Genomic DNA, 17,445 nt, shown 5'->3' with positions numbered 1-17,445 from the left:
TATCGGACCGAACCGGATCTCTTTCCCCTGCTTTCCTGCGCTTCCTGCCGCTTCCTCCGGGTTCACGCGTCCCGCTTCTTGAGTACGAGGTAGCCGCCGATCAGCGCGGCCACCACCCACGCCGCCAGGATGCCGAGCCCGCCCCACGGTCCGTACGGGGCCGGGTCGGTGTTCATGGCGTCCGGAACCACCTGCATGATCTTGGAGCCGGCCCGGTCGGGGAAGTAGCGGGCCACGTTCTTGGTGCCCGGGACCGCCGACAGGATCTGGGAGACCAGGAAGAAGAACGGCATCAGGATGCCGAGCGACAGCATCGAGCTGCGCAGCATCGTGGCCACGCCCATGGAGAAGATCGCGATCAGGCCCATGTAGACGCCGCCACCGAAGACCGCGCGCAGGACGTTGTCCGCACCGATGTCCGTGCGGTGGTCGCCGAGCAGGGCCTGGCCGAGGAAGAAGGTGACGAAGCTGGTGGCGAGGCCGACCACCAGGGAGAGGACGCCGGCGATCGCGATCTTGCTGAAGAGGAACGAGCCGCGCTGCGGTACGGCGGCCAGCGAGGTGCGGATCATGCCGGAGCTGTACTCCGTCCCGACGACCAGGACACCGAAGACGACCATCGCCAGCTGGCCGAGGATCATGCCGGAGAAGCTGAGGAAGGCCGGGTCGAAGGTGGCCCTCTCCCGTGCGGGGAGATCGTCGAACTGGGCGTTCATCAGTGCGCAGAGTGCCGCGCTCATCGCCGCGGTGACGACGAACGCGCAGATCAGGGTCCAGGTGGTCGAGGAGACCGTACGGATCTTGGTCCACTCGGAGTTCAGGACCGCGGGTACCGATGCCATCGTCGTCACACCCCCTTGCCGGGGCCGGGGGTGCCGGACTGCAGCTTCCACTGCTCGCCCCACTGCGGGCCCGCGAGCGCCGTGGGCGGCCCGGCGTGGTCCGCGTGGGCGTGGTACTCCACGGAGTCCGCCGTCATCTGCATGAACGCCTCCTCCAGCGAGGCCTGCTGGGAGCTCAGCTCGTGCAGCACGATCCGGTGCTGCGCGGCCAGCTCGCCGAGCTGTTCGCTGGTGGCGCCGTCGATCTCCAGCACGCCGCTCCCCGATTCGACCGCGATGATGCCCGCCTCGTGCAGCACATCGCGCAGCCGTTCCTGCTGCGGGGAGCGCATCCGTACGTAACTGCGCGAGTTCTGGTGGATGAAGTCCGCCATCGAGGTGTCGGCGAGCAGTCGGCCCTGGCCGATGACGATCAAGTGTTCTGCGGTGAGGGCCATTTCGCTCATCAGATGCGAGGAGACGAAGATCGTCCGGCCTTCCGCCGCGAGCGTCTTCATCAGATTGCGAATCCAGTGAATTCCCTCGGGGTCCAGACCATTGACGGGTTCGTCGAACATCAAGATCTCGGGATCACCGAGCAGCGCGGCCGCGATTCCGAGCCGCTGACCCATACCGAGGGAGAACGACTTGGACTTTTTCTTCGCCACCGCGCTCAGGCCGACGGTGTCGAGAACTTCCGGGACGCGGCTCTTCGGGATGCGATTGCTCTGCGCCAGACAGAGCAGATGGTTGTACGCGCTGCGGCCGCCGTGCATCGACTTGGCGTCGAGCAGCGCGCCGATGTGCGTCAGGGGTTCCGACAGCTCGCGGTAGTGCTTGCCGTTGATCCGCACCGATCCGCTCGTCGGATTGTCGAGATCGAGCATCATCCGCATCGTGGTGGATTTTCCGGCCCCGTTCGGGCCCAGAAAACCCGTCACCATTCCAGGCCTGACCTGGCATGAGAGGTGGTCGACGGCAACCTTGTTGCCGAAGCGCTTGGTGAGACCGTCAAGCTCGATCATGCGCTCACGCTAGAACGGGCGCGCGCCCGGCGCCACCACAAGGGGCGGAACCGGGCGCGCAAGGGGTACAGCTGAGGTACTGCGGGGTCAGCGGGTCTGCTGAGCCGGGACCCCACGGGTGACGGGCTCGTCGTCCACCGGCGCACCGGCGGCGGCCACCGCGGCACCGGTCAGCGTCGCCAGCATCTCGCGGACGTTGGTCAGCTGCGCGTTGATCGAGTCGCGGCGGTTGGTGAGCGCCGCCAGCTCGCGCTCCGATTCGCTGCGGATCCGGTCGGCCTTCGCGTTCGCGTCGGCCACGATGTCCTCGGCCTGGCGCTGCGCGGTCTCCACCGTCTGGCGGGCCCGGCGCTCGGCGTCCGTACGGAGCTTCTCGGCCTCCAGGCGGAGCTGCTCGGCACGGTGCTCGATCTCGGCGAGGCGCTTCTCGGCCTTGGCCTGACGGGACGCGAGGTCGCGCTCCGACTGGTCGCGGCGCTTGGCCAGGTTGGTCTCGAAGTCCGCGGCGGCCTGGGCAGCCTTGGCGCGGGTCTCCTCGAAGAGGGCGTCCGCCTCCTCGCGCTTCTGCGCCGCGTCCTTCTGGGCCTCGGTGCGCAGCGAGGTGGCCTCACCCTTGGCCTTCTCGACAATGCGTACGCCCTCGTCCTCGGCCTTCGCCTTGCGCTCGGCGGCGAACGACTCGGCGTCGTTGCGCACCTGCTGGGCCGCCGACTCGGCGAGCTCGCGGTGCTGCTCGGCGGCGCGACGGGCCTCCTCGCGCAGGTCCTTCGCCTCCTCCTCGGCGAGGCGGAGGATCTTCTCCACGCGCGCACCGAGGCCGGCGTACGACGGCTCCGCGTCGTTTACCTGGGCCTGGGCGTTCTGCGTTTCGAGGTGCAGCTCCTCGATGCGCTTTTCCAGAGACGTGATGCGGGTGAGAGCACTATCACGGTCGGCGACGAGCTTGGTAATGCGGTCATCCACCTGACCGCGGTCGTAACCACGCCGCACGAGCTCGAAGCCGAAGGGGGAGGAAGGGTCACTCATGGGGTTCCTGTCGAAGTAAGACCGGTGAGGTGATAGGGGGAATCCTAGGGGCCCGAGCGGCGTGTCATCGAGCGGATGCCCGTTTGATCTGGAGAATGACACCCCTTTTGAGTGGCTAACCCCCCGAACCCTTGCCACTCGGAGGGGCGAACCTCCTTGTCGAAGCATCTGACTCGACCGGGTGACTACCCCTCGGACGACTTGCCACTCGATCGAGTGCCGGCCGAGGCCCCGGCTTTGACACCGCCCGTGGAACCGCCGCCCGCACCCTTACCGCCGCCCGGTGCCTCGAAGGACTCCAACGCCTCCAGGACGTCCTGGACACGGGAGATCTCCGTGTTGATGTCCTCGCGCCGGCGCACCAGGACATCGAGCTCGCGACGGCCCTCGTCCACCGTCTTCTTCGCTTCCTGCTCGGCATCGGCGCGCAGCTTCTCGGCCTCGCGGACCATGCTGGCCTTCTTCTGCTCGGCCTCCTTCAGCAGCGACTCGGCCCGCTTCACCGCGGCGATCCGGACCTTGCTCGCCTCCGAATTCGCGTCCGACAGCAGCTCCTTGGCCTTCGCCGCAGCCTCTTCGCGCTGCTCCGTCGCCGCCTTCATCAGCTTGTCGACGCGCTCGCCCGCCGTCTTCATCTGCTCGGAGGTCTCGCGCCGCGCCCGGTCGTGCAGCTCCTCGATCTCGCTCTCCAGACGGGCCCGGAGCTCCTCGGCCCGCTCCCGTATGGCCGTGGCATCCCGGCGGGCGCCGACCAGCAGCTCGTCCGCGTCCGCACGGGCCCGCTCCACCAGGGAGTTGCCCTCGACGGTCGCCTCCGCGGTGATCCGCACGGCTTCCTTGCGGGCCGCGCCGACCATCGTGTCGGCCTGCTTCTCGGCCTCGGTGGCGGAGCGCAACGCCTCCTCCTGGGCCTTGTTGACGAGCTGGTCGGCCTGCTCGGCGGCGTCGGCACGGCGCTTCGCCGCCGCCTCGCGCGCCTCGTCGAGCAGCCGGTCCGCCTCCTCGCGGGCCTCCCCGCGCATCTGCTCGGCCGCCGCCTCCGCGTCGGCGCGCACCCGCTCCGACTCCTCGCGGGTACGGGCTGCGTGCTCCTGCGCCGAGCCGACGGTGGCTGCCGCCTCCGCACGCAGCCGCTCCGCCTCGTTGGTGGCGTCGCCGACGAGCTCGGTCGTCTGCTGCGTCGTCTCGGCCAGGATCCGCTCGGCCTCGCCCGTCGCCTCGCCCACCAGCCGGTCGGCCTGGGCCGCGGCGTCCGAACGCATCCGGTTGGCGTCCTCGCGGGCCTCCGCGCGGCTGCGCGCGGCGTCCTGCTCGGCCGAGGCCAGCGCGTCCGACGCCTCGGTACGCACCCGCTGGCTGTACTCCGCGGTGTCCGTGCGCAGCCGCTCCGACTCGGTGATCGCGTCGCTGACGGTCCGCTCGGCCATCGCCTTCGCGGCCTCGGACTCCTCCTGGGCCTCCCGGCGGATCCGTGCCGAGTCCTCGCCGGCCCTTTCCCGCTCCGCGTACGCGTCGGCGCGGACCCGGTCCGCCTCCTCCTGCGCCTCGGACTTCGTCCGCTCCGCCACATGCTCGGCGGTGGAGCGCAGCCCGGCGATCTCCGCCTCGGCCTGCTCCTGGAGCCCGGAGACCGAATCCCGTACCTGCTGGGCGGTCTGCTCGGCGGCGGAGACCATCTCGGTCGCCCGGGTGTCCGCCTCGCCGACCAGCCGCTGGGCCTCGGCCTGCGCCTCCTCGACCCGCTTGCGGGCGGAGGCAAGGAGCTCCTCGCTCTGCTCGCGGGCCCGCTCGCGCTCCTGGGTGGCCTCCGTGCGCGCGGCGTCGAGGGTCTCCTCGGCCTCGCGGCGACGCCGGTTCGCCTCCTCCTGGGCGGCGGCCAGTGCCTCGGCGGCCTCGGTGCCGACCCGCTCGGCCGCGGCCGCGGCCTCGGACCGCACCCGGTCGGCGCTCTCCTGTGCCTCGGTCCTGAGCCGCTCCGCCTCGGCGGCCGCCTCGCTGCGCAGCCGTACGGCGACGCCCTCGCCCTCCGCACGGGACTGCGACGCATCAGCCGCCGCCTCGTCGCGAAGCCGCTCGGCCTCGGTCTCCGCCTGCTCCTGCAGGGCGCGCAGCCGCTCGGCGGCCTCCGCACGCAGCCGCTCGGACTCCTCGTTCGCCTCGCGCCGGATCCGATCCGCCTCGGCGCGCGCGTCCGTGAGCGCCTGCTCGGCGGTGGTGACCCGGGTCTCGGCCTCGGTGTGCAGCCGGATCAGCTCGTCGGCCGCCTCGGCGTGCCGGGCCGCGACCGCGCGCTCGGTCTCCTCACGGAGCTCCGCCGCCGCCTGCTCGGCCGCGGCCGTGGTGGACTCCGCCTGTTCCTCGGACTCGGTACGCAGCCGCTCGGCCTCTGCGCGGGCCCGTTCCAGGGCCTCCTCGGCCTGCTTGCGCAGCACCGTGGCGCGCTCCATCGCCTCGGCACGGACCCGTTCGCTCTCGGTGCCCGCGGAGGTCCGCAGCTCCTCCGCGTCCGCCTTCGCCTTGGACAGCAGTTCCTCGGCGGTCTTCGCGCCCTCCTCGATCTGCTGGACGGCCTCGCGGCGGGCCTCGCCCCGGATCCGCTCGCCCTCGGCGACCGCCTCGGAGCGCAGCTGCTCGGCCTCGCCGCGCAGCCTGCGCGCCTCCTCCTGCAGCTCGACCGTCTTGGCCCGGTACTCCTTGGTGTCGTCCTTGGCCGCGCCCTTGAGCTGGTCGGCCTGCTCCGCCGCCTCGCCGCGCAGCCGGTCCGCCTCGGCCTCCGCCTCGCGGCGGATCCGGTCGGCCTCCTCGCTCGCCGCCCGGGTGGTGGACTTCGCGTCCTCGGACGCCTTGGTCAGCACCTCCTCGGCGGTCCTGGCCGCCTTGGCGAGCTGGGCCGCGGTGTCCTCGGCGGCCGCTGTGCGGGCCTTCTCCGTCGCCTCGGACGTGAGCCGCTCCGCCTCGGCGCGGGCGTCGGCGAGCGCCTGCTCGGCCTCCACCTTCAGCGCCTCGGCGTCCTTCGTGGCCTCGCCGACCAGCCGGGCGATCTCCGACTTGGCCGTACGAGTGCGCTGCTCGTTCTGCGACTCGGCGCCGGCCAGCCGCTTGACCGCGGCCTCCTTCGCCTCGGTGAGGACCTTCTCGGCCTCCAGGCGGGCCTCGCGCAGCTGCGTCTCGGCCTCCTGCATGCGCTGCTCGGCGGCCCGGTTCAGCTCGGCGGTCTGCTGCCGGGTCTGCTGGGTCTCCGCGTTCGCCGACGTACGCAGCTGCTCGGCGTGGCTGGTGGCCTCCTGCGCCTGGCTGGACGCGGCGTTGAGCAGCCGCTCGGCGTCCTTGCGGGCGCGCAGCAGGATCGTCTCGGCCTCGGTGCGGGCGGACTCCGCCTCGGAGCCGAGCCGCTGCCGGGTCTCGTCCGCCAGTCGGGCGGTCTCGGCGCGGGCGGCGGCCAGGGCCTGCTCGGCCTCGGCCCGCGACTCGTCGAGCAGCCGGCGGGCCTGGGACTCGGTCCGGGCCCGCAGCTGCTCGGCCCAGGCGACGTTCTCGTTGACGTGCGACTCGACGGTCTGGCGGCGCTCCGCGAGCTCCTGGTCGAGCTGCTGCCGCCGCTGCACGGCCTCGTTGTGCAGCTCGGCCTGCAGCCGGGCCTGGTGTTCGGCGTGCTCCTGCAGGATCCGCTGCGTCTGCGCCCGGGCGTCACGGAGCTCGCGCTCGGCGTCGGTACGCAGCTGTTCGGCCTGGATCTGGGCATTACGGAGCAGCTGTTCGGCCTGGTAGCCGATGTCCGCGCTGTCGTACGCGGGACGGGTCGCGAGATTGCGCCGAGCCTCGTGCAGCTTGGCGCGCAAGACCTCGACCTGGTAACCGAGGTCCTCGGCGTGCTGGACGGCCTTCTCCCGGTCGGTCTTCAGCCGATCCATCTCGGCTTCGAACCGCGAGAGGTGGTCGTCGTCAGCTCGGTGGCTCTCCTGGCGTTCGTAGCCCCGCACTGCGCGGTCCCATCCGTCCCCTGGTCGCAACTCTCCAAACGAGTACCGTTCGCCGGCGAACGGTCCCCCGGGGAATGGTGACAGATCAACGGCTGGGGACGCGGCGCGGCCCCGACCCGGCCCCGGCCCGGAATTGCCCACTCTACCGGGCCAGGTATCCGGAGGTCAGTGCTCCGCTGCGGACGTGACCAGTTCGGTGAGGACGCCGTGGCAGTCCTTGGGGTGCAGGAAGGTGATCCGGGACCCCATCGACCCGGTCCTGGGCTCGTCGTACAGCACCCGGACGCCCTTGGAACGGATGTCCGCGGCGTCCGCGTCGACGTCTGCGGTGCCGAAGGCGATGTGGTGGACCCCCTCGCCGTTCTTGGCCAGCCATTTACCGACGGCCGAGTCCTCGCGAGTGGGTTCGAGCAACTGGAGGTAGGAGGCACCGCCGTCCGAGGTCTCATTGATCTTGAGCATGGCCTCCCGCACGCCCTGCTCCTCGTTCACCTCGGAGTGGAACACTTCGAAGCCATAGGTCGAGCGGTAGAACTCGACAGTCCTGTCGAGGTCGAAACAGGCGATCCCGATGTGGTCGATTCGCGTCAGCATGGACAACAGTGGAGCGCTCCACCGATGGTTACGCAACGTGCGCGCGATCACACCCGCTGCCGGATGACGGGCGGGGTACCGCTCAGTACATTCGAGTAAACCCTCGTTCACATCTAATCCAAGGGGCCGTGCCTCATGCCTGGAACGACCGGTACCACCTCAGTGATCGTCGCGGGCGCCCGTACGCCCATGGGGCGTCTTCTCGGCTCCCTGAAGAGCTTCTCCGCAGCCGACCTCGGCGGCTTCGCCATCAAGGCCGCGCTGGACCGGGCCGGCATCGGCGGCGACCAGGTCGAGTACGTGATCATGGGTCAGGTGCTCCAGGCCGGGGCGGGGCAGATCCCGGCACGCCAGGCCGCGGTCAAGGCCGGCATCCCGATGAACGTTCCGGCGCTCACCGTCAACAAGGTCTGTCTGTCCGGGCTCGACGCGATCGCGCTGGCCGACCAGCTGATCCGCGCCGGCGAGTTCGACGTCGTGGTGGCCGGTGGCCAGGAGTCCATGACCAACGCCCCGCACCTGCTCCCGAAGTCGCGCGAGGGCTACAAGTACGGCGCGATCGAGATGCTCGACTCGATGGCGTACGACGGTCTGACCGACGCGTACGAAAACATCCCGATGGGTGAGTCCACCGAGAAGCACAACACCCGCCTCGGTCTGAACCGCCTGGCCCAGGACGAGATCGGCGCCCTGTCCCACCAGCGCGCCGCCGCCGCCCAGAAGAACGGTCTCTTCGAGGCCGAGATCACCCCGGTCGAGATCCCGCAGCGCAAGGGCGACCCGGTCCTCTTCTCCAAGGACGAGGGCATCCGCGCCGAGACGACCGTGGAGTCCCTCGGCAAGCTGCGCCCGGCCTTCGCCAAGGACGGCACGATCACCGCCGGCACCTCCTCGCAGATCTCCGACGGCGCCGCGGCGGTCGTCGTGATGAGCAGGACCAAGGCCGAGGAGCTGGGCCTGGACTGGATCGCCGAGATCGGTGCGCACGGCAACGTGGCGGGCCCGGACAACTCGCTGCAGTCCCAGCCGTCCAACGCGATCAAGCACGCGCTGAAGAAGGACGGCCTCTCCGTCGAGGACCTCGACCTCATCGAGATCAACGAGGCGTTCGCGGCCGTCGCCGTCCAGTCGATGAAGGACCTCGGTGTCTCCCCGGAAAAGGTGAACGTCAACGGCGGCGCGATCGCGCTGGGTCACCCGATCGGGATGTCCGGTGCCCGTGTGGTGCTGCACCTGGCGCTGGAGCTGAAGCGGCGCGGCGGCGGCACGGGTGCCGCAGCGCTGTGCGGCGGTGGCGGCCAGGGCGATGCGCTGATCATTCGCGTTCCGGGCAAGTAGTAGTCGTACGTACGCAGCTGCAGAGCGAACCGAACGGAGCGGTAATGGTGGACGTCCCCACCCTGGTCGAGCAGGCCCGTGAGGGCCGGCCGCGGGCCGTGGCCCGGCTCATCTCGCTGGTGGAGGGGGCGTCGCCGCAGCTGCGCGAGGTGATGGCGGCCCTCGCGCCGCTGGCCGGGAACGCGTACGTCGTCGGCCTGACCGGTTCGCCGGGTGTCGGCAAGTCGACCTCCACGTCGGCGCTCGTCTCGGCGTACCGGCGGGCCGGCAAGCGCGTCGGTGTGCTGGCTGTCGACCCGTCGTCGCCGTTCTCCGGGGGCGCGCTCCTCGGCGACCGGGTCCGGATGTCGGAGCACGCCTCCGACCCGGGCGTCTACATCCGTTCCATGGCCACCCGCGGACATCTCGGCGGCCTCGCCTGGTCGGCGCCGCAGGCGATCCGGGTGCTGGACGCGGCGGGCTGCGACGTGATCCTGGTGGAGACGGTCGGCGTCGGCCAGTCGGAGGTGGAGATCGCCTCCCAGGCCGACACCTCCGTGGTCCTGCTCGCCCCGGGCATGGGCGACGGCATCCAGGCGGCGAAGGCCGGAATCCTGGAGATCGGCGATGTGTACGTAGTCAACAAGGCCGACCGGGACGGTGCGGACGCCACCGCGCGTGAGCTCAACCACATGCTGGGCCTCGGGGAGTCCCGGGGGCCGGGCGACTGGCGGCCGCCGATCGTGAAGACGGTCGCCGCCCGGGGCGAGGGCATCGACGAGGTCGTCGAGGCGCTGGAGAAGCACCGGGCGTGGATGGAGGAGCACGGCGTCCTCGCTGAGCGGCGGGCAGCGCGCGCGGCCCGCGAGGTCGAGACGATCGCGGTCACCAGACTCCGCGAACGCATCGGCGACCTCCACGGTGACCGCCGCCTGGACTCCCTGGCCGAACGCATCGTGGCGGGCAGCCTGGACCCGTACGCCGCGGCGGACGAACTCGTGGCGGGAATCACCGGGGCCTGACACCTGGGGCGGCGGGCGGCGTGCGGGCCGCCTTCCGCCCGGGACGGTGTGCGCCGAGGATGCGTCATTGAAGGGCGTCCTCGGGCGGCTCACCGGAGTCGTACGACCTGCACGCCGAGGGAGACGCCGACAGCAAGAGCGTGAGGATCTGCTCCGGCCGGCCCGCGGGGAGGGCCGAGCCGGAGCTGATCGCGAGAGGCGACGTGGTGCTTCTGATCTTCGCCGACGGGACGGCGCTCTCGGGCTACACGCCCTGATCAGTCGTCGTCGCGGTCGTCGTGCCGGTCACCCCCGTGGTGGCCGTCGTCCGAGTGGTCGGGGGTGACCTCGGCGGTCCTGGCGTCCACGTTCAGCTCGTGGTGCGTGCCGTCCTTGCCGTTGATCTCGACCTCCCAGTGCTGCGCTTCGCCGTTCCGGCCGGCGTCGTCGAGCTCGATCGAGGTGACCGTGCCCGGCACCGAGCGCAGGGCGGCGTCCATCGCCGCGGAGAGCGTGACGGAGGCCGACCGCGGTGTGCGATGGGCGGTGTCGTCGTCGTTGTTGTCGTCGGAGGTGTGCCTGCTGAGTACCTTCGCGCTGTCGTGGCTGTCCCGGCCGTTGTCGTCGCCGAAGGCGACGGCCGTGGCGGCCCCGCCGCCGACGAGTACGGCCGCGGTGACGGCGGCGATGGCGATCCTGCGCTTCATGAGGGTTCCTCCCCGATTCGGGTTGTCCGTGTGCAACGTGAACCACCGTGGCGCACCGATGCTGAACGCAGCCTGAAGCCACCTGAAGCCGTCTTCAGGTTCTGTTTGCCACTCTGTGCGTATGCGTCTGTTGATCGTGGAGGACGAGAAGCGGCTGGCGACGTCTCTGGCCAGGGGACTCACCGCCGAGGGCTTCGCCGTGGACGTCGTGCACGACGGCCTCGAAGGGCTGCACCGGGCGGCCGAAGGGGCGTACGACCTCGTCGTCCTCGACATCATGCTGCCGGGGATGAACGGCTACCGGGTCTGCGCCGCCCTGCGCGCCGCCGGCCACGAGGTGCCGATCCTGATGCTGACGGCGAAGGACGGGGAGTACGACGAGGCGGAGGGGCTGGACACCGGCGCCGACGACTATCTGACCAAGCCGTTCTCGTACGTGGTGCTGGTCGCCCGGATCCGGGCACTGCTGCGGCGCCGGGGCGGCCGTTCCGCCTCACCCGTGCTCACCGTCGGCGCACTGCGGATGGACACCGCCGCCCGCCGCGTCCACCTCGGCGAGGGCGAAGTCACGCTCACTGCCAAGGAGTTCGCCGTGCTGGAGCAGCTGGCCCTGCGGGCGGGGCAGGTGGTCAGCAAGGCGGACATCCTGGAACACGTCTGGGACTTCGCGTACGACGGGGACCCGAACATCGTCGAGGTGTACGTGAGCGCGCTGCGGCGCAAGCTCTCCGCCGCGGCCATCCGTACGGTGCGCGGCGCAGGCTACCGGCTGGAGGCGCTGTGAGATCGGTACGGGCCAGGGCAGCGCTCGGCGCCACGGTGGTGGTCGCCGTCGCCCTGATCGGCGCCGGACTCGCCGTACTCCTCGTCCTGCGCGCCAACCTCACCGATCAGGCGGGCCTCCAGGCGGAGGTGGCGGCCCGTGAGGTCGCCGGACAGCTGGCCCTCGATGTGCCGGTCGACCGACTGGACCTGCCGGACGAGGAGGAGCACCCGGTCCAGGTGACCGACGAGGACGGGCGGCTGGTGGCCGTGTCCAAGGACCTGAAGGCGATCACCGGCACGGGTACGGACCGGGTCACCCCCCATACGTCCGTCGCACCGACGAGCACCGGCACCGACGACGACAGTGACGACGACGGCGGCGGTGACCGCCACGGCGGCGAGAGACGCGGCGACGACGACGGGACCGGGAACATCCCCGCCCGCGGCGAAGTCTCCACCGACGACCCGGACTTCACCAACGGCACCGCCACCGTCGACGGCGACACGGCCGACTACCGCTTCGCCTCGGTCTCCGCGACCACCGGCGCCGGTGTGACCCTGACCGTCCACGCGGGCGCCCAGCTCGCCACCGAGCAGAAGGCGGTGGGCAGCGTGCGCGGCGCGATGCTGATCGGGCTGCCCGTCATGCTGCTGATCGTCGCCGCGGTGACCTGGCTGACGACGAGGCGCGCGCTGCGGCCCGTCGAGGGCATCCGGGCGGAGATGGCCGCGATCACGGCGTCCGAGGATCTGTCCCGGCGGGTGCCGGAGCCCGGTTCGCGCGACGAGATCGCCCGGCTGGCCCGTACCACCAACGAGACCCTGACCGCGCTGGAGGCCTCGGTCGACCGTCAGCGGCGCTTCGTCGCGGACGCCTCGCACGAGCTGCGCAGCCCGATCGCGTCCTTGCGTACGCAGTTGGAGGTCGGCGCGGCCCATCCGGATCTGCTGGATGTGCCGGGCGCGGTCACGGACACCGTACGGCTCCAGACGCTGGCCGCCGATCTGCTGCTGCTGGCCCGGCTGGACGCGGGGGAGCGGCCGGGGAACACCCGGCTGGACATGGGTGCGCTCGTCCACGAGGAGGTCTCGCAGCGCACCGGCGACCGGATCCCGGTGACGGTGTCCGTGCCGCCGTCGGAGCCTCTCGAAGTCACCGGCTCTCGCGGCCAGTTGGCGCGGGTCATCGGCAACCTGCTGGACAACGCGGAGCGTCACGCGGAGAGTTCGGTCGCCGTCTCGGTGCGCACGGAACGCGGCAGCGTGGTGGTCGCGGTCGGAGACGACGGGGCGGGCGTTCCGGAGCCCGAGCGCGAGCGGATCTTCGAACGCTTCGTGCGCCTGGACGACGCCCGCAGCCGCGACGAGGGCGGCGCGGGCCTGGGTCTCGCCATCGCGAGAGACGTGGCCCGCAGACACGAGGGCACCCTGACGGTCACCCGATCCCCGGAAGGCGGTGCGCGCTTCGAACTACGCCTGCCGGCAAGGCCGGATCCAGGCAGATGAGGTCGGCACCGGGGCCGCTGCTGAGCACGCCCCCGGGCGGATCGAGCCCGTCCGGCGATCGAGGAAGGGGTGGCCATGCCCGTGCGACGGCGCACCCCGCCCGCGTACCCCGCCGCGCTACAGCTTGCCCCGCCGCCCCCGCAGATGATCCGCAACCGGCGTCAGCGCCGCATGCAGGTCCGCCAGTGCTTCGGGCGTCAGCAGGTCCATGAAGTGTTTGCGCACCGAAGCGACATGGTGCGGCGCGACCTTGTGCATCGTCTCCGCGCCCGTCTCCGTGAGCACCGCGAACAGCCCGCGCCGGTCGGACTCGCAGTTCTCGCGGCGGACCAGCCCGGCCGACTCCATCCGCGTGATCTGGTGCGAGAGCCGGCTCTTGGACTGCAGGGTGGCGGCGGCGAGGTCGCTCATCCGCATGCGCTGGCCGTCCGACTCCGAGAGGTTGACCAGGATCTCGTAGTCGTTCATGGTCAGGTCGAACGGCTGGAGATCCTTCTCCAGCTGATGCATCAGCAGCCTGCTGACGTCCAGGTGGGTGCGCCAGGCGCACTGCTCCGCGTCGCTCAGCCAGGGGGTGGCCGTCTCGGTCTCCATGTATGGATTCTACCTAAGAAGTTGAATTCTGGACGAAGTAGACTGGGTGTGACGTCCGGCACCCGCCCGGAGACCGGCTCAGGAGCCCGGTCCGAGCTGGGCGCAGACGTTCGACGTCACACTCTGCAGACTACCGTTCACAAACCGAAGCGGCGCTGGAGGTCCCCCAGCTGCCCGGGCAGACGGGGGGCGGAGCCGGGTTGACCTGCACCGGGTGAGTGCTGCCCACCGCCCGGCACCCCGGCCTGCTGCGGAGTCAGCCCGGTCGCCTGTTCGGGCGTCAGGACCTCCGTCGACTGGAGCAGCACCGTACCGGCGCCGACGAACTCGAACTGGTGCTCCTCGCCCGACGTCCCGCCGATCCCGGTCAGCGATCTGAGCCCGCCCATCACGCCCGTCATGTAGCCGTGGTCGTAGTGGTGGCACGGCGAGGGGCAGTCCGCCCAGCCCACCAGCGCCTGCGGATCGACCCGCAGCGGCGGCTCCATGAAGACCACCGGACCGTTGGACGCGGCCACGAACTTCCCCGTACCGATGAGCGTGAGGAAGCCCGGCACGATCGACTGCTTGAGTGCCAGCGTCGGCTGGTACGCGAGGAGGTTGCCGGAACGGATCGTCAGGTTCCCGTCCTCCAGGTCGTACGAGTTCACGTCGAACGCCCGGTCGGCGAGCAGCATCTTGCCGCTGCCCTCGGCCACCACCCAGTCGCTCGCGTGCAGCGGCGAGTGGAAGCTCGTACGGATCAGCCGCTCGAAGCGGCCGTGGCCGATGCCGTTGAACTCGATCCGCCCGTAGTAGGCGATCATCTTGCCCTTCTGCAGGAACCACTGGCTCCCCTTGAGCTCCACGCAGAAGGTGTACGCGTTGACGTTGTCGTCCGACGGCAGTGTCATCGGATCGAAGATCACGGGCGTGCTCACAGCTTCTCCTCCGACGCCTGGACGTACACCGCGCCACTGCCGCTGAGCTCCAGCTGGAACGCCTCGCCGGAGCCGCGCCCCACCATGTCGCGCCAGCCGAGCGCGGTGGAGAGCTTGTTGCGTACGTCGCCGTGGTGCGCGACGTACGCCTGCGGGTCCACATGCACCTCGCGGCCCGGGGTGATCGGCAGCTCGATCACCCCGCCGTGGGCCATCACCGCGATCGCGCCATGGCCCTTCAGGGTCGTGGTGAACAGGCCCTGCCCGGTCACCTGGCCGCGCACCATGCCCATGACCCCGCCCTGCGCGCCCATGAACATCGTGCCCTGCTGCAGCGTCCCGTCGAAGGCGAGCAGCCGGTCGGCCTCCACGTAGAGGGTGTCGCCGGCCAGGTTGATCACGTGGATGTGGTGGCCGCCGTGGCCGAACATCACCGTGCCGTTGCCCTCGACCGTCATCAGCGGGGTCGCCTCGTTCGCCACCCGTCGGCCGATCATCGACATCAGGCCGCCCTGGCCGCCCTGGATGTTCGGGGTGAACGACACCTCGCCGCGGTACGCGAGCATCGCGCCGCGCTGGCTGAACATCTTCTGGCCGGGGACCACCGTCGCCTCGACCATCTTCGAGTTGATCTCACGGAACGGCATCAGACATCGCCCCCGATGGTGTTCCGCTCGCTCGGCTGCACGTAGACGAGGCCCTCGCCCTCGAACCGGATCTGGAACGACTCGCCCGAGCCCTCGCCCATCAGCGTCCGGAAGTTCACCCCGGACTGGAAGTGCTGCTGGAGGTTGCCCTGGTGGGCGATGTACGCGCCGGGGTCGACGAACAGCGGGTACTGGGCCGTCACCCGCAGCACCACGGCCGAGCCGTCCGACATGATCGCCGCCTGGCCGGTGCCCTCGACGGTGGTGGTGAACAGGCCGTTGCCGGTCGCCCCGCCGCGCAGCCCGGTGAAGGTGGTACCGGTGCGCAGCCCGGCGTCGGTGCAGAGCAGATTGCTCGCCTCCACGTAGAGCTTCTCGCCGCGCAGCGACACGAGATTGATCTCGCTCGCGCGGTCGGCGAAGTAGCAGGTGCCCTGTCCTGTCACTTCCATCACGGTCATCTGCTCGCCGGTCAGCCGGCGGGTCACCATGCCGCGGATCCCCTCACCGCCGCCGGACATCTTCTTGAACGCCATCCGGCCGTCGTACGCGACCATCGAGCCGTTCTTCGCCTTGACGGCGTCGCCGGTGAGATCGACGGCGAGCGTCTTGCTGCCTTGGAGTCGGAACATTGCCACGGGGTGACGTTAGCGGCCCGGGCCAGGTCCCGGACAGGGCCCATGGACCTATCCGGCCCCTGAATCGACCCTGATATGTGTTGATACGTGCCCCGCGGCGGGTGCCGCCCCCCGCCCCCGGGGCATGTGGGGCGCGATGTCACAATGGGGGACGCTTGTGCCTGTATTCACAAGCCGTCACGACCCTCCCACCGAAGGTGCCCTCGTGGACATCAAGACCGCCACCGCCCTGCACCGGCTGCGCCTCATCTCGATTCCCGAGGCGCTCTCCTTCCCGGCGCTGATCATGTTTGGCTCGATCCTCAGCCGTGTCTCGGACATCGACTTCCTGATGATGCCGCTCGGCATGCTGCACGGCGTCCTCTTCGTGATCTACGCCGTCCTGCTGCTGGACGTCTGGTCCAAGACCAAGTGGCCGTTCAAGCGCGTCGCGTTCTTCTTCCTGCTGGCGCTGCTCCCGTTCGGCGGGCTGTACGGCGACAAGGTGCTGAAGCGGTACGAGGCCGACGGCGTCATCGCCGCCCGCGCCCGCAGGGAAGGCGTGGTCGGCGCATGATCGTCGCCTTCTCCGTCAGTCCGCTGGGTGTCGGTGAGGATGTCGGCGAGTACGTCGCCGACGCCGTCCGGGTCGTCCGCGAGTCCGGACTGCCCAACCGCACGGACGCCATGTTCACCTCCGTCGAGGGTGAGTGGGACGAGGTCATGGACGTCGTCAAGCGGGCCGTCGCGGCCGTCGAGGCCCGCGCCGGACGTGTCTCCCTCGTACTGAAGGCCGACATCCGCCCCGGCGTCACCGACGGCCTGACCTCCAAGGTCGAGACGGTCGAGCGGTACCTCGCGGACTGACACCTGCCGCCGCACCACCTGACGGACCCCCGCGCCGCACGGCGCGGGGGTCCGTCAGGTGGTGCCCGCCCCGGACGTCACCGCGAGTGCGATCCCGAGCGGCGTGCGCTCGTACAGCACCTGATGTCCGTACCGCCGTGACGTCAGCAGCCCCGCCGCCCGCAGCACCGACAGATGGGCCGACACGGAGGACGGCGCGAGGCCCAGCCGGTGGGCGAGGGCGCTCGTCCCGGCCGGTTCGTCGAGCGCGCACAGTACGTCGGCCCGCGCCCGGCCGAGCAGCCGGGCGAGCGTCTGCGGCGTACGGTCGGCGGGCTCCGTCCACAGCCCGCCGATCCCGCGCGCGGGATAGATCACCGCGGGCAGCCAGGGCGGTTCGTACCCGCTGACCACATCCGGCCAGGCGAACACGCTCGGCATCAGAACGAGGCCCTGACCGCCGAGCACCCGGGAGTGCCGGCCCTTCATCCCGACCAGCGTGAGGGTCGAGTCCGTCCACCTGAGCTGGGGACTCAGCTCGCCGAGCAACCGCGCGAAGCCGACCTCGGCGAGCCGGCGCGAGTGGTACGCGATGTCCGCCTCCAGCAATGCGCGCAGCCGCGGCCAGTCCGGCTCGACCAGGGTCCGCCAGGCCTGTTCCAGCAGTGCGGCCATTTCGTGCAGCGCCCGCGCAGGATCGGCGAGCAGCGCCTGCCCGGCAGGGGAGTCCAGCGCACCCGGCTGGTCGGCGAGCGTCAGGGCCAGGTCCTCGCGGATGAGCCGGGGGTCGATGACGCGTACGCCGGCGATCTCCTCCTCGAACGAGGCGTAGGGCCCCAGCGGCGGCGGGCAGAGGAAGTCCGGGTTGTGCCCGCCCTCCGGCATCAACGACCACAGCGGCCCGAGATCGAGACCCGCGGCGGCGTCCTGGATGCGCCGCAGCCACGGCTGGTGATAGCCGTGCCGCCCCGGGTGCAGAAGCGTGCGTACCGCGGCCTGGGTCTCCCAGAGCGGGGAGAGCGCGAACCGGCAGCGAAGCAGGTCGCTCTCGTCGAAATGCAGATGGAACGGCATGGTGC

At 70.7% G+C, this 17,445-nt stretch carries 17 protein-coding genes; 6 read left to right on the top strand and 11 right to left on the bottom strand.

Going from position 1 to position 17,445, the window contains the following annotated elements; all coding sequences use genetic code 11:
* Positions 1–62: 62 nt before the first annotated feature.
* The 5 genes from OHA88_RS17530 to mce form a co-directional block, all read right to left on the bottom strand.
* The gene (locus OHA88_RS17530) at positions 63–842 is read right to left on the bottom strand and encodes an ABC transporter permease (RefSeq protein WP_326605805.1); all 780 of its coding nucleotides are present in this window, start codon (positions 840–842) and stop codon (positions 63–65) included.
* Between the two features lie 5 nt (positions 843–847).
* Positions 848–1,846: an ABC transporter ATP-binding protein gene (locus OHA88_RS17525; protein WP_328626224.1), complete on the bottom strand. Its 999-nt coding sequence runs from the start codon at positions 1,844–1,846 to the stop codon at positions 848–850.
* 87 nt (positions 1,847–1,933) lie between these two features.
* Positions 1,934–2,872: a cellulose-binding protein gene (locus OHA88_RS17520; RefSeq protein ID WP_328626223.1), complete on the bottom strand. Its 939-nt coding sequence runs from the start codon at positions 2,870–2,872 to the stop codon at positions 1,934–1,936.
* A gap of 185 nt (positions 2,873–3,057) precedes the next feature.
* The gene (gene scy / locus OHA88_RS17515) at positions 3,058–6,852 is read right to left on the bottom strand and encodes a polarized growth protein Scy (RefSeq protein ID WP_328626222.1); all 3,795 of its coding nucleotides are present in this window, start codon (positions 6,850–6,852) and stop codon (positions 3,058–3,060) included.
* 165 nt (positions 6,853–7,017) lie between these two features.
* Positions 7,018–7,446, bottom strand: a complete 429-nt coding sequence (mce, locus tag OHA88_RS17510; protein WP_030916038.1) for a methylmalonyl-CoA epimerase — start codon at positions 7,444–7,446, stop codon at positions 7,018–7,020.
* 135 nt (positions 7,447–7,581) lie between these two features.
* Between mce and OHA88_RS17505 the strand changes: the two genes are divergently transcribed.
* Both OHA88_RS17505 and meaB read left to right on the top strand, forming a co-directional pair.
* Positions 7,582–8,784 (top strand): acetyl-CoA C-acetyltransferase, encoded by a 1,203-nt coding sequence (locus tag OHA88_RS17505; RefSeq protein WP_328626221.1) that lies wholly within the window; start codon positions 7,582–7,584, stop codon positions 8,782–8,784.
* Positions 8,785–8,828: 44 nt separating this feature from the next.
* A complete protein-coding gene (gene meaB, locus OHA88_RS17500) occupies positions 8,829–9,785 on the top strand; it encodes a methylmalonyl Co-A mutase-associated GTPase MeaB (RefSeq protein ID WP_326605810.1) in 957 nt (318 codons plus the stop codon).
* 257 nt (positions 9,786–10,042) lie between these two features.
* Here the strand turns inward: meaB and OHA88_RS17495 are convergent, their stop codons facing one another.
* Positions 10,043–10,471 (bottom strand): PepSY domain-containing protein, encoded by a 429-nt coding sequence (locus tag OHA88_RS17495; protein WP_328626220.1) that lies wholly within the window; start codon positions 10,469–10,471, stop codon positions 10,043–10,045.
* 121 nt (positions 10,472–10,592) lie between these two features.
* Here OHA88_RS17495 and OHA88_RS17490 point away from each other — a divergent pair, with 121 nt between their 5' ends.
* Together OHA88_RS17490 and OHA88_RS17485 are read left to right on the top strand one after the other, a co-directional pair.
* Positions 10,593–11,255 carry a response regulator transcription factor gene (locus OHA88_RS17490; RefSeq protein ID WP_328626219.1) on the top strand — a complete coding sequence of 221 codons (663 nt, stop codon included), beginning with the start codon at positions 10,593–10,595 and terminating at the stop codon, positions 11,253–11,255.
* The gene (locus OHA88_RS17485) at positions 11,252–12,742 is read left to right on the top strand and encodes a sensor histidine kinase (RefSeq protein ID WP_328626218.1); all 1,491 of its coding nucleotides are present in this window, start codon (positions 11,252–11,254) and stop codon (positions 12,740–12,742) included. Before OHA88_RS17490 ends, OHA88_RS17485 begins: the two co-directional genes overlap by 4 nt.
* 117 nt (positions 12,743–12,859) lie before the next feature.
* On the opposite strand, the gene OHA88_RS17480 is transcribed toward OHA88_RS17485, so the two are convergent.
* The 4 genes from OHA88_RS17480 to OHA88_RS17465 form a co-directional block, all read right to left on the bottom strand.
* A complete protein-coding gene (locus OHA88_RS17480; RefSeq protein WP_328626217.1) occupies positions 12,860–13,336 on the bottom strand; it encodes a MarR family winged helix-turn-helix transcriptional regulator in 477 nt (158 codons plus the stop codon).
* Between the two features lie 137 nt (positions 13,337–13,473).
* Positions 13,474–14,256, bottom strand: coding sequence for an AIM24 family protein (locus tag OHA88_RS17475; RefSeq protein ID WP_328626216.1), 783 nt, complete (start codon positions 14,254–14,256; stop codon positions 13,474–13,476).
* Complete coding sequence (locus OHA88_RS17470; RefSeq protein WP_328626215.1) at positions 14,253–14,903, bottom strand: AIM24 family protein; 651 nt, start codon at positions 14,901–14,903, stop codon at positions 14,253–14,255. The genes OHA88_RS17475 and OHA88_RS17470 overlap by 4 nt, the downstream gene beginning before the upstream one ends.
* Positions 14,903–15,535: an AIM24 family protein gene (locus OHA88_RS17465; RefSeq protein WP_037689357.1), complete on the bottom strand. Its 633-nt coding sequence runs from the start codon at positions 15,533–15,535 to the stop codon at positions 14,903–14,905. Before OHA88_RS17465 ends, OHA88_RS17470 begins: the two co-directional genes overlap by 1 nt.
* A 211-nt stretch (positions 15,536–15,746) precedes the next feature.
* Between OHA88_RS17465 and OHA88_RS17460 the strand changes: the two genes are divergently transcribed.
* Both OHA88_RS17460 and OHA88_RS17455 read left to right on the top strand, forming a co-directional pair.
* Positions 15,747–16,097, top strand: coding sequence for a DUF3817 domain-containing protein (locus OHA88_RS17460; RefSeq protein WP_328626214.1), 351 nt, complete (start codon positions 15,747–15,749; stop codon positions 16,095–16,097).
* Positions 16,094–16,387, top strand: a complete 294-nt coding sequence (locus tag OHA88_RS17455; protein WP_014048385.1) for an MTH1187 family thiamine-binding protein — start codon at positions 16,094–16,096, stop codon at positions 16,385–16,387. The genes OHA88_RS17460 and OHA88_RS17455 overlap by 4 nt, the downstream gene beginning before the upstream one ends.
* 54 nt (positions 16,388–16,441) lie before the next feature.
* On the opposite strand, the gene OHA88_RS17450 is transcribed toward OHA88_RS17455, so the two are convergent.
* Complete coding sequence (locus tag OHA88_RS17450; RefSeq protein WP_328626213.1) at positions 16,442–17,440, bottom strand: ArsR/SmtB family transcription factor; 999 nt, start codon at positions 17,438–17,440, stop codon at positions 16,442–16,444.
* Positions 17,441–17,445 lie beyond the last annotated feature (5 nt).

Source organism: Streptomyces sp. NBC_00353, assembly GCF_036108815.1.
In the GTDB taxonomy this organism is placed as follows: Bacteria; Actinomycetota; Actinomycetes; order Streptomycetales; family Streptomycetaceae; genus Streptomyces.
Note: the sequence above shows the minus strand (reverse complement) of the source record. Positions and strands in the feature narration are given on the sequence as shown.

Excerpts from the sequence above, each read along its gene's own strand:
- OHA88_RS17530 (WP_326605805.1), bottom strand. The coding sequence starts at position 842 with ATGGCATCGGTACCCGCGGTCCTGAACTCCGAGTGGACCAAGATCCGT.
- OHA88_RS17525 (WP_328626224.1), bottom strand. The coding sequence starts at position 1,846 with ATGATCGAGCTTGACGGTCTCACCAAGCGCTTCGGCAACAAGGTTGCC.
- OHA88_RS17520 (WP_328626223.1), bottom strand. The coding sequence starts at position 2,872 with ATGAGTGACCCTTCCTCCCCCTTCGGCTTCGAGCTCGTGCGGCGTGGT.
- mce (WP_030916038.1), bottom strand. The coding sequence starts at position 7,446 with ATGCTGACGCGAATCGACCACATCGGGATCGCCTGTTTCGACCTCGAC.
- OHA88_RS17505 (WP_328626221.1), top strand. The coding sequence starts at position 7,582 with ATGCCTGGAACGACCGGTACCACCTCAGTGATCGTCGCGGGCGCCCGT.
- meaB (WP_326605810.1), top strand. The coding sequence starts at position 8,829 with ATGGTGGACGTCCCCACCCTGGTCGAGCAGGCCCGTGAGGGCCGGCCG.
- OHA88_RS17495 (WP_328626220.1), bottom strand. The coding sequence starts at position 10,471 with ATGAAGCGCAGGATCGCCATCGCCGCCGTCACCGCGGCCGTACTCGTC.
- OHA88_RS17490 (WP_328626219.1), top strand. The coding sequence starts at position 10,593 with ATGCGTCTGTTGATCGTGGAGGACGAGAAGCGGCTGGCGACGTCTCTG.
- OHA88_RS17480 (WP_328626217.1), bottom strand. The coding sequence starts at position 13,336 with ATGGAGACCGAGACGGCCACCCCCTGGCTGAGCGACGCGGAGCAGTGC.
- OHA88_RS17470 (WP_328626215.1), bottom strand. The coding sequence starts at position 14,903 with ATGCCGTTCCGTGAGATCAACTCGAAGATGGTCGAGGCGACGGTGGTC.
- OHA88_RS17465 (WP_037689357.1), bottom strand. The coding sequence starts at position 15,535 with ATGTTCCGACTCCAAGGCAGCAAGACGCTCGCCGTCGATCTCACCGGC.
- OHA88_RS17455 (WP_014048385.1), top strand. The coding sequence starts at position 16,094 with ATGATCGTCGCCTTCTCCGTCAGTCCGCTGGGTGTCGGTGAGGATGTC.
- OHA88_RS17450 (WP_328626213.1), bottom strand. The coding sequence starts at position 17,440 with ATGCCGTTCCATCTGCATTTCGACGAGAGCGACCTGCTTCGCTGCCGG.